Consider the following 10,849-nt stretch of genomic DNA (forward strand, 5'->3'; position numbering starts at 1 on the left):
TGTGCTGAGTCCGAAGACTCAATGGTCACTTCGTATCATTGAAACCTAAGTTGATGTCGAAACATCAATTTGGATTATCATCAACGAGTGCCCACACAGATTGATAGGTTTATATTGTTAAAGAGCTTTGCTTTTCGAGAAGTTTTCTCTCAAAGCGGAGGTGCATTCTAGCGAGATAATTTGAAGAGTCAAACACTTTTTCAAATTTCTTTTCGGAGAAGTTTTTCACCTCGCTGATACCGCTGAAGCCTTGTGGCGTCTGCCGTGTCAGTGGATGCGCATTATAGAGAGATGGAGAATGAAGGCAAGAGGAAAATCAGTTTTTTTCATAAAAAAAGAGTCAACTGAACAGCTTTCAATCAACCCTTTATTTACACCCATTTTATCGCCACGATTTCCATAACTTACCCACAAAAAACTGTGGATAACTAGTCGTCACTATCAAAAAAGTATGAAATCCGTGAGCGCGGATTTAAGTACTCGCGAACTTTATCCGGCAATTTGGCAGGTAAGATAGCACTCACAATACTGATGTCCTTCTCTTTCAGATCAATGATCGGTGCCTGAGTGCGTGGTACCGATGGATCGTATACCAACACATTAGGGTATAAGATGCTCCGAGCATTGACAGAAATCACCAGGCCAATCATCTCATTAGAAAGCTGAACTACAGTTCCTGGCGGATAGACCCCCATAAACTTAACCAGAATGCTGAGGTTTTCACTGTTATATAGATGCTTACAATGCTTATAAAGATGAGACAAAGCGACATACGGAATTTTTTGCTCGTTGGTGTTATTGGCATGGCACATGTTGTCAAACGCATTGGCGACGGCAATGACCTGAGTAAATTCGTCAATCTCATCACCGCTCAAGCCTTCCGGATAACCGGACCCATCATTGAATTCATGATGCTGCGCAATCACGATACGTGCACTGTCAGGAAAGCCGTCTATTTTATCGGCTAACTCCACACCGTACTTGGTATGCAGTTTAAGATAGTTCACTTCCGGGTCCGTCAACGGCGTTTGCTTACGCAAGATTGCAGTTGGAATTTTGACTTTCCCCATATCATGAAATAACGCGGCAAAAGCCAACTCTCTCAATTGCTGGGCGTTGTAGCCTTTGGCCTGACCGATCATCATAGCGATCACTGAAACGTTTAGCGAATGGAAGTAAATATCTTCAAATTCCGTCTTACCGTTCATCAAGTGCAAAGTGACGTTATCATCACTTAAAAGCTTATCGACAATATCTTCTACCAGCGAGGTCGCTTCGCTGACCGCCTGCTCAGGTCGATTGCGGATTTTGTTCATGACCGAACGCATTCTGGCCAAAGAGCGCTCAAATTCCTTTTCACATTGAATAACCCGCCGACGGTAGGCGCTGAGCTTTTCAATTCGATGCTGCTTTTCCTGCCATAACTTTTGCGCTTCGATATCGACGCTCTGCGCGTCTTCTTTCTCATCTTGATGTTTGTCCGCCAGCACATTTGCCGATAACGGCTGAGTATCACTCTGGCTGAGATCTATATAGACGTATTTGATGCCCAGGTGGCGAATGACCTGAATTTGTTCATCCGATTTGATTTTGAAGCTATTAAATAAGAAGGGATGCTCATTCCACTTCACTGGGAGACGGATATGCAGCCCGGGCTGAATTCGGTCAACAGTTATTTTTATGGTTGCCACGGCTTATCACTACTATTCAACAAACGAGTCGCTCGAAACATCAGTTTAGTGTATTAAAATCATAAATTCATTAGTGAAACGACGGAGTGAGACACTCGCCAGACCCCGGGGCGAATTAACGACTCATGCCCGCATGCAGCATCCACCGCACACCAAACTTATCTTCCACCTTACCAAACCGTGCGCCCCAAAAACTTTCTGCCAACGGCATCATGACATGCCCTTCTGCCGCCAAACGGTTAAAAATCTGCTCTTGTACACTCAACTCATCAATCACGACCGACAGCGCAATGTTGTTTCCCCCTAACTCCCGGGCAGCCAATCCATCGGACAGCATCACCGTCATACCGTGTGCCTGAAACTCCGCATGCATCACCCAATCGGGATTGACACCTTCTATCTGCTCTGGTGCATCGCGAAAATATTTCTTCAATACGACATGGCCATCAAAGCAGTGTTGATAGTAACTCAAGGCTTCTTCGCAGTGTCCGGCAAAAAACAGATAGGGCGTGACCGTTAACATAACCACCTCCTTTCACTCTATACCTACAAGATAGACGAAATCGGGTCGGCACGCGTTGCGGTACAACTTAACGAGGAAACGGCCTGAATTGCTGACCGAAACGGCCCAGCAGGAACTCAATAAACACGCTCAGCCGTTTAGGCATCAATTGACGATTGGCGTAGACCAAACTGATGGGAACGTCCGTCATTTCCCATTCGGGCAATAACTGAACCAGTTGGCCCGAAGCAAAATACTCGCGGCAGATAAACTCGGGTAACACCGCGATACCCAGATCGCTCAGGCACCCTTTCAGGCAGGACGTAATGGTATTCACCCTCAGTTGATACGGTAACTCAATGGATACCGGGGCCTGATTAGCGGTTTTTAACTGCCAGGGAGGCAGCTTCACCGCCGGATTATGCAATTTGACCATTTTATGTGGCGCTTTCAAATCAGCCGGCGCATTAATTTGACCGTGTTTCCTCAAATAGCCAGGGCTCGCTACCAGCACTCGCGGCGAACTGCTGATCCGACGTGAGATTAAACTCGAATCACTCAACTCCCCCACTTGCGCGTACACATCGATGCCTTCAGCGATGAGGTCGACTTCGCGGTTACTCATTTCCAAGTTCACTGTGACATTCGGGTGTTCGGACAAAAACGCATTAATATGGGCACAGAGTACCTCATGCCCGAGTTCCACTGGCATCACGACATTCAACCGCCCCCGGACCATGTCTTGATTGGCCGTCAGCTCAAGTTCAGCCTGATCGAGCATCTCCAGCATTTGAGTGCACGATTGGTAAAAATGTTCTCCCTCTTCGGTTAATACCAGGTTGCGAGTTGACCGGGTGACCAACCTCACCCCCAGATGTTTTTCCAGCTCAGCCAGCTTGCGACTGACCGTTGACTTAGTCATATCCAATGCCTGAGCAGCCTGAGTGAAGCTGCCGCCATCCACAATCTGCGTAAACACCACAATCGCATTTAAGTCCACCAGCCTTGCTCCTTAGATTAGTAAAATTTTTGCAACAGTGTTTCTTGTTTTTCCTATCTTATCAACCAATCCGCATCCGTTACACTTAGCAACCATTCATCGACGAAACGAATCCATCGAGGTTAAGATGTCAGAGCCCCACGCCAACCGTGCAAACGACGACGTTGCTCTCCCCGTCAAAGGGAAAAAGAAAGCCCCACTGATCGCCACATTAGTGATGCTCGTACTCGGCGTGTCCGGCGCTGTTTACTGGTATGGTTATGGCCAGTATTTTGAATCCACCGACAATGCCTACCTGCAGGGCGACATCACTACCATCAGTCCCAAAGTGGCCGGTTATATTGTTCACTCATACGTCAGCGACAATCAGTATGTAACCGCAGGCACTCTGCTGGCAGACATCGATGATCGTGATTTTATTGCGGCACTGGCTCAAGCCAACGCTCAATTAGCTGTCAATAAAGCCAATATCGGTAATCTCACAGCACAGCGTATCCTGCAGCAAAGCCAAATCAGGCAGGCGGAAAGTCAAATCGCATCGAAGCAAGCCGAATATGACCGTGCAGGCCAACAAGTCGACCGCACACGCCGTCTGCTGCAGAAAAACTATTCATCGCAAGATGAACTCGACAGCATGTTGTCACACCAGAAAGTGACCCGGGCAGCACTGAATGAAGCACGAGCTACCCATCAGGCGTCACTGGAGCAACTGTCGGTGCTCGACAGTCAAACCCAACAAGCGAAAGCCGCCGTTGCAGAAGCCGAGGCTCAGGTGGAACAGGCCAAACTCAATCTGGAATACACAAAAATTTATGCGCCGGTGGATGGCATCGTCGGCAAACGAGCCGCACGAGTTGGTATGCTGGTGCAAACCGGCATGCCGCTGATGAGCCTGGTCCCGACCAGCCAGGTTTGGATCGAAGCCAACTTCAAAGAAACTCAACTGGCCGGGATCCACCAAGGACAAAAAGTCCGGGTCGAGCTGGATGCTTTCCCTGGCCAGACACTGGACGGGATCGTCGATAGCTTTTCTCCGGCGACTGGTGCCAAGTTTGCGCTGTTGCCACCTGAAAACGCCACCGGCAACTTCACAAAAATTGTCCAGCGTGTCCCGGTTAAAATACTGATACCCGATCAAAAATCGCTTGCTGGCCGCCTGTTACCAGGGCTATCCGTGATCGCTACGGTTGATACCCGGGATTAAGCATATGGCCAGTACCGCATCAATACCGGCAGACCATCAAGAGCAGAGCGTGCCACAACGCCACTGGATTGCTCTTATTGGTGGTCTGGTCGGTGCATTTATGGCGATCCTCGACATTCAGATCACAAACTCATCGCTAAAAGACATTCAAGGCGCGCTCTCGGCCACACTCGATGAAAGTTCGTGGATCTCAACGTCGTATCTGGTGGCAGAGATGATTGCGATTCCACTCAGTGGCTGGTTGTCAAAAGCACTGGGCACCCGCCGCTATCTGACCTGGACCACCACGATTTTTACCCTGTCGTCCTTTCTGTGCTCGTTGTCGTGGAACATGACATCGATGATTGTATTCCGGGCAATGCAGGGCTTTAGCGGCGGCGCCTTAATCCCGCTGGCGTTTTCCTTGGTGATTCAGCTGTTGCCCGTCAGCAAACGCGCTATCGGTATGGCATTGTTTGGGGTAACCGCGACGTTTGCGCCATCCATCGGACCCACATTGGGCGGGTGGCTGACCGAGAACCTTTCCTGGCACTATATTTTTTACATCAATATCCCACCGGCGCTGCTGGTGATCTCGATGATCCGCTACGGGCTGGACGATGCACCCATAGAGCTGACGCATTTAAAACGGGCGGACTGGTTTGGAATTGCCACCATGGCGCTGGGTCTGGGGTGCCTGGAAGTGGTGCTGGAAGAAGGGAATCGCGAGGAATGGTTCAGCTCTGAATTCATCGTGCTGTTGAGCATTGTCTCCGCCGTCAGCCTGGTTTACTTCGTCATTAATGAACTGCAGCATAAAAGGCCACTGGTGAACTTGCGACTGCTGCGTGATCCGCAGTTCGCCATGTCGTGCATCGCGTACATGATCCTCGGTATGGCGCTGCTGGGGTCAATTTACGTTTTGCCACTTTACCTGACTCAGATACAACAATACAACGCAATGGAGATTGGTGAAGTTCTGATGTGGATGGGCTTTCCTCAACTGTTGATTTTCCCACTGGTGCCGAAACTGACCCGCATGATTAAACCCACTTGGCTGGTGACGTTCGGGTTTCTGATGTTCGGACTGAGCTGTTTCGTGAACACGCACATGACCATCGATTTTGGCGGGCATCAGCTGATTTTATCGATGATTCTGAGGGCCATCGGCAGCCCGTTCATTATGGTGCCGTTATCACTGGTGGCCATGAAGAACATCCGCCCACCCGATACCCCCGACGCCTCCACTCTGACCAATGTGATGCGCAACCTAGGCGGGGCCTTTAGCATCGCCGTGATTGCCACCCTGCTGGACAACAAAACCCGAGAGCATCTGGCACACATCAAAGAGTCCCTGCCGCTGGTCAGCACTCAAGGCTGGCAAACTCTGCAGCGGCAACAAAGCTTCTTTATACAGTCGGGGAGTGACAGCGCGACAGCACTGATGCAAGCGCAATCCACTCTGACCATGACCATGCAGCGTGAAGCCGCCATCATGGCATACAATGACGTGTTTCTGATCATGAGTGGCTTTCTGGCCCTTGCTGCTGTGTTAATTCTGAGTATGAAAGACTGATATCTGGCAAGTCTTTCATCTTTCAAGAGCCGATACAACTAAAGGGCTCTGTCCGCATGACGTTTGATCAACTGCGCCTGAAAATGTGGCATTTCAGGCGCACCGTTGCCTTGAACCAGCCCCATCAATACCTGAACGGCTGCACGGGCCATATCACTGATCGGAAAATGTACCGCTGATACTGTCGGATATAAGCCATCGCAGACGTCCACGCTGTCAAAACTGGTCAGTGAAATCTGCTCTGGCACCGGAATCGCGAACTGTTGAAGACACTGCATAGCCCCGACGGTCATCTCCTCGCTACAGGAAAACACTGCCGTCATGTCGGCATGGCGATGGAGTAATACTTTCATGGCTTCATAGCCACTTTTTCGGCCGTAGTTGCCTTCTTCACACCACGACTCATCTGGCGTCACTCCTGCGCTTTGCATTGCGTCGAGATAACCTTGTTTTCTCAACATACTGTTTTGCCGTTGCAATGGCCCGGTAATACAAGCGATACGACGATGCCCCTGCTGAATCAAGTGTTCAACGGCAAGGCGACTGGCCTGACGGTGATCAAAGGTAATACAGCGTGATTCCAATCCCTCGACATAGCGATCGAGCAGCACAAACGGCGTTGGTTGTTGCGCCAAGGCCCGGAGATCGTCGTCAGACAAATAACGGCTATGCAGTATGTATCCATCACAGCGTAAATCACGAAAACGCTGAATGGCCTCACGCTCGCCTTCTGCGCTGTGGTGTCCCTGCGCCGTGATCAAAAACTTGTGATGAGAATCCAGCTCCGTTTGCACCTGCTCCATCATTTCACCAAAGAAGCCCCCGGTGTAATACGTGACCAGCAACCCCATCATGTTACTCGAAGCTGTCGCCAGAGAGCGGGCAATGGCGCTCGGCCTATAATTGAGCTCCGCCATCGCCTGTTCAACTTTACGGCGCGTTTCTTCACGAAACTTGCCTTCTCCGTTGATGATCCGTGACACAGTCGAACGATTGACGCCCGCAAGCTCTGCTACATCTTTAATTCTGGCCATATTTGTCTTCTGACTGCTGAGAAATCTCATTGGTTAAGAAAAAGGGACTGCCGGATGCGAAAGGTGACTAACCCGGGGGCGCAACTGGCAGTCTAATCATACACAGAGCGCCTAAGAGGCAGAACCAAGCTCTGAATAATCCGTGACTCTGATATCATGTTGCACTAACCAGTCCATCAATTGCGCTGAGGTGAGAAGCTGCAGTTCTTGCTCTCGCTGATGCGTATAGCCACTGTTTTGCGCTAACCAATGATCCACCTCGGCCGGATGACACATCACTTCCAACACATCACAATCCGCCCTCATCGCATGCAAATGCGTGGTCAGAGCGTCCATGCTCACCCCGTGATCATAAAAACGATCGCTGAAATGGTAGCGAAGGGGCGCAGCGGCGCCCACCAGCCCCACTTCACGCATTGGAACCCGAAACTCGCTTGCCACTTCTTTTACCACATCGAACAACTGAGGATGGCGATGCACATGGTGATGACTATCGATATGACTGAGCGGCAGCCCGAGACGTAAAAAATACTCCACTTGAGCGCGGCACTCCTGATAGACCACCAAAGGATCAAAATCCTGTTTACGCCAAAAATCCGCATAAGTCAGACAATGATGGCCATCTGACGTCAAGCTCGGGTGCCCCGTTAATGGAGCCCCCGCCGTGAACCTCAAATGCAATCCGATTTTCAACTCAGGTAACTCGGCAGCCAGCGCTAATGCATCGGCTTCAGCCGCCATTCCGACCATCATGGTGGTCGATTTCACCACCCCCTGGCGATGTGCTCTGGCGATCCCGGCATTCACGCCAGGCGTCAAACCAAAATCGTCAGCGTTAAAAATAACTTTCATCGGTCCACTCTCTTGTTACACGCCGCATCAACGAAACTGAGGCAGATAACTGGCGTTGACGTCCAAGATATCATTCAAGATCAGTTTGGCACGCTGAATGTCCGGCACCAATGGATTGTTTGCCAGTGCCATCAAGGCCTGATCGTAATCACCGTGTACTGCAGCCTCAATCGCCAGTTGCTCGTACGCTTTCACTTGATGCAACAATCCGCTGATTTTGGGTGACAGTTCACCAACCGCCAGTGGCTTCGCGCCCCAATTGCCAACCACCGCGCTGCACTCAATCACCGCATCGTCCGCCAGTCCTTTGATAGCGCCATTATTCAAAACATTGACCACATGGATAGTGTTACGGTTATTGTAGATTGCATCGACCAAATTCAAAGAAGCATCAGAATAGTATGCACCTCCACGCTCTTCCAGCTCCTTAGGTTTATGATCTAAATGAGGATCCTGATAAAGTTTAAACAGTGCCTGTTCGGTCGCCATGACTTGTTCTGCACGGGTGCCTTGCTCACTGGCCGCCTGTTTTTCCTCTGCCAACATCGCATCGGTCTGATAGAAATAACGGTGGTATGGGCAAGGGATCGCCCCAAGTGCGTTGAGAAAATCTGGATCCCAAGGCTCTTCAAAAATGTTCTTCATGCTGAAGTTGGCGCCATCCCCCACTTTGGCCAAAACCTGTTGAGTAACATTGCGCCCACGTAACCAGGCATTATGTACCCACACCAGATGGTTCAAACCAGCAAATTCGAGCTGCAGTTCCGCAGGCTCACACTCCATCATTTCGGCGATCATCATCTCCATTGAGACGGGCACATTACACAGCCCAATGCTTTTCACCTTGGTGTACTTGCTGACCGCTTCAGACACCAGCCCCGCCGGATTAGTAAAGTTGAGCATCCAGGCGTCCGGTGCCAGCTCTTCAATATCCCGACAAATATCCAGCACGACAGGAATCGTGCGCAGGGCTTTGGCAAAACCACCCGGCCCGGTCGTCTCCTGACCAATGACATCATACTTCAAAGGGATGCGTTCATCGTTCGCCCGTGCGGTTAACCCTCCGACACGAAACTGAGTCATCACAAAATCCGCTCCCCGAATCGCTTCCCGACGATCAAATCCAGCCTTGATTTCGATCTCAGCACCAACTTTGTCAACCATACGCTGCGCCAGACTGCGAATGATCTCCAGTTTGTCGGCTCCAGATTCGATGTCGACAAAATGCAGCTGTTTTACCGGCAGGTATTCAAGGCGTTTGAGCACCCCCTCAACCAGCTCTGGCGTGTAGCTGCTGCCGCCACCAATAATGGCCAGTTTCAAAGCATCTCTCGGCATAACTCCTCCTTATTGCTCCAGTTGTTTGTGCAGGGCCACCATCTCGGTCGCCAATTCCTGAGCCAGAATTGTGGTCATGAGGTGATCCTGAGCGTGCACCATCACCAAGGTCATCGGCACTTTTCCCTCACCTTGATCCGCCTCAATCAACTGAGTCTGGATCAAATGCGCTTTGTTCAAACACTCTTTGGCCTGAGCCAATTTTGCCTCCGCATCCGCAAAAGCTTTCTCTCTTGACAGTCGTAATGCCTCATAGCTCAGACTGCGAGCTTCACCGGCATTGCAAATAATTTCCATCACAACCAATTCTTGTTCCATTGTGTTTCTCCCGATAACGGGCCACCCTGCACGGCGGCCCGGATAAATTGATTAAGCGGTTGCGCCAACGCTGGCTGGCTGAGGCTGCGCATTGTCCTGCAGCTCTGAGGGCTGTTCTTGCTCAAGCATCTGTTTTTCGAACATTTTGAAAAATGGTAGATAGATAAACAGATCCAGGATCAGTAAGCCGATCACCAGCAACACTGGTGAGAGTGTCCAACCACTGCCCCATGAGGCGCCGATCAGTGCTGGCGTCGTCCAGGGAGTCGTTGCCACGCCCATGCCAACAAAACCCAGCTGAATAGCAAAATACGCAATCGTCGCGTTCACCACAGGAGCGAACACAAAAGGAATAAACAAAATAGGATTCATCACTACCGGACTGCCAAAAATCACTGGTTCATTGATTTGAAAGAATCCGGGCACAGCACTCATACGGCCAATACTTTTCAGGTGCACCGAACGGCTGAAGGACATCAGCAGTACCAGCGCCAAGGTTGCCCCTGAACCACCGATAAAGATGTAGAAATCCCAGAATGGTTGGGTAAAGACATTCGGTACGGTGTCTCCAGCAACAAATGCCTCAATGTTGGCGCTGATGTTGGTCAGGAAAATGGGTGACAGTAGCCCCACCACAATCGCAGCGCCATGTATGCCGGCAAACCACAACAACTGACACAACAACAAAGCCCCAATGATGGCAGGTAAGGTATTAGAGGCGCTGATCAACGGTTTGAACATCGCCATTACTGCATCCGGGATCAACATGTCGTATTGTGTTTGCACGAATAAGCTGAGCGGATACAAAGTGACAAAGATCGCCAGCACGGGTAACAGCACTTCAAACGAGCGAGCAATGGCGGGGGGAACCTGCTCTGGCATCCGGATGGTAATGTTGTACTTTTTCATTAATCGATACAGTTCAACAGAGAAAAAGGCACACATTACCGCGGTAAAGATGCCTGTGCCCCCCATGTGCGACATCGAAAGCGTGCCGTCCGTGGCAGGGGCAGCCACCAACAGAAAACTCATCAAGGACAGTACCGCACTGGTGATACCATCCATTTTGTAAGCTTTCGCCAAACTGTAGGCCACACCGAGCGAGACAAATATGGTCATAATGCCCATCGACATATTGAACGGCATCATGATGGTGTCGAAGTGTGTGGTCGCAAAATCAACCCAAAGACGCCCAAAAGCATTTTGGGTCTCTTCACCAAATGGCGGAAAAGCGAAAATCAGAATAAAACTACCAACAATGATAAACGGCATGGCAACGATAAACCCGTCACGCATGGCCCGAACATGTGGTTGATTACCCACTTTCGCTGCAATGGGAGCAATATATTTTTCCA

At 50.2% G+C, this 10,849-nt stretch carries 10 protein-coding genes; 2 read left to right on the forward strand and 8 right to left on the reverse strand.

What is annotated here, in order from left to right:
• Positions 1-428: 428 nt before the first annotated feature.
• From CAG65_RS02685 to CAG65_RS02695, 3 genes are all read right to left on the reverse strand, one after another.
• Entirely contained in the window at positions 429-1,691 is a 1,263-nt protein-coding gene (locus CAG65_RS02685; protein WP_161451993.1) for a DUF3391 domain-containing protein, read from the reverse strand.
• Between the two features lie 115 nt (positions 1,692-1,806).
• Positions 1,807-2,214: a VOC family protein gene (locus CAG65_RS02690; RefSeq protein WP_161451995.1), complete on the reverse strand. Its 408-nt coding sequence runs from the start codon at positions 2,212-2,214 to the stop codon at positions 1,807-1,809.
• A 67-nt stretch (positions 2,215-2,281) separates the two neighbouring features.
• Positions 2,282-3,193, reverse strand: coding sequence for a LysR substrate-binding domain-containing protein (locus CAG65_RS02695; RefSeq protein ID WP_161451997.1), 912 nt, complete (start codon positions 3,191-3,193; stop codon positions 2,282-2,284).
• A 127-nt stretch (positions 3,194-3,320) separates the two neighbouring features.
• Between CAG65_RS02695 and CAG65_RS02700 the strand changes: the two genes are divergently transcribed.
• Both CAG65_RS02700 and CAG65_RS02705 read left to right on the forward strand, forming a co-directional pair.
• Entirely contained in the window at positions 3,321-4,397 is a 1,077-nt protein-coding gene (locus CAG65_RS02700; RefSeq protein ID WP_021706792.1) for an HlyD family secretion protein, read from the forward strand.
• A 4-nt stretch (positions 4,398-4,401) separates the two neighbouring features.
• On the forward strand, positions 4,402-5,952 hold the full coding sequence (locus tag CAG65_RS02705; protein WP_161451999.1) for a DHA2 family efflux MFS transporter permease subunit: 1,551 nt from the start codon (positions 4,402-4,404) through the stop codon (positions 5,950-5,952).
• Between the two features lie 38 nt (positions 5,953-5,990).
• On the opposite strand, the gene CAG65_RS02710 is transcribed toward CAG65_RS02705, so the two are convergent.
• The 5 genes from CAG65_RS02710 to CAG65_RS02730 all read right to left on the reverse strand — a co-directional run.
• Positions 5,991-6,986, reverse strand: a complete 996-nt coding sequence (locus tag CAG65_RS02710; protein ID WP_161452001.1) for a LacI family DNA-binding transcriptional regulator — start codon at positions 6,984-6,986, stop codon at positions 5,991-5,993.
• A gap of 111 nt (positions 6,987-7,097) precedes the next feature.
• Positions 7,098-7,838, reverse strand: coding sequence for a chitin disaccharide deacetylase (gene chbG / locus CAG65_RS02715; RefSeq protein WP_161452003.1), 741 nt, complete (start codon positions 7,836-7,838; stop codon positions 7,098-7,100).
• A gap of 27 nt (positions 7,839-7,865) precedes the next feature.
• Positions 7,866-9,176, reverse strand: a complete 1,311-nt coding sequence (locus tag CAG65_RS02720) for a 6-phospho-beta-glucosidase (protein ID WP_161452005.1) — start codon at positions 9,174-9,176, stop codon at positions 7,866-7,868.
• A gap of 9 nt (positions 9,177-9,185) precedes the next feature.
• Positions 9,186-9,494, reverse strand: coding sequence for a PTS lactose/cellobiose transporter subunit IIA (locus CAG65_RS02725; protein WP_161452007.1), 309 nt, complete (start codon positions 9,492-9,494; stop codon positions 9,186-9,188).
• 51 nt (positions 9,495-9,545) lie between these two features.
• A partial coding sequence (locus CAG65_RS02730) for a PTS sugar transporter subunit IIC (protein WP_161452009.1) occupies positions 9,546-10,849 on the reverse strand: 1,304 nt, incomplete at its 5' end.

Source organism: Vibrio sp. V39_P1S14PM300, from assembly GCF_009904765.1.
Lineage (GTDB): Bacteria > Pseudomonadota > Gammaproteobacteria > Enterobacterales > Vibrionaceae > Vibrio > Vibrio proteolyticus.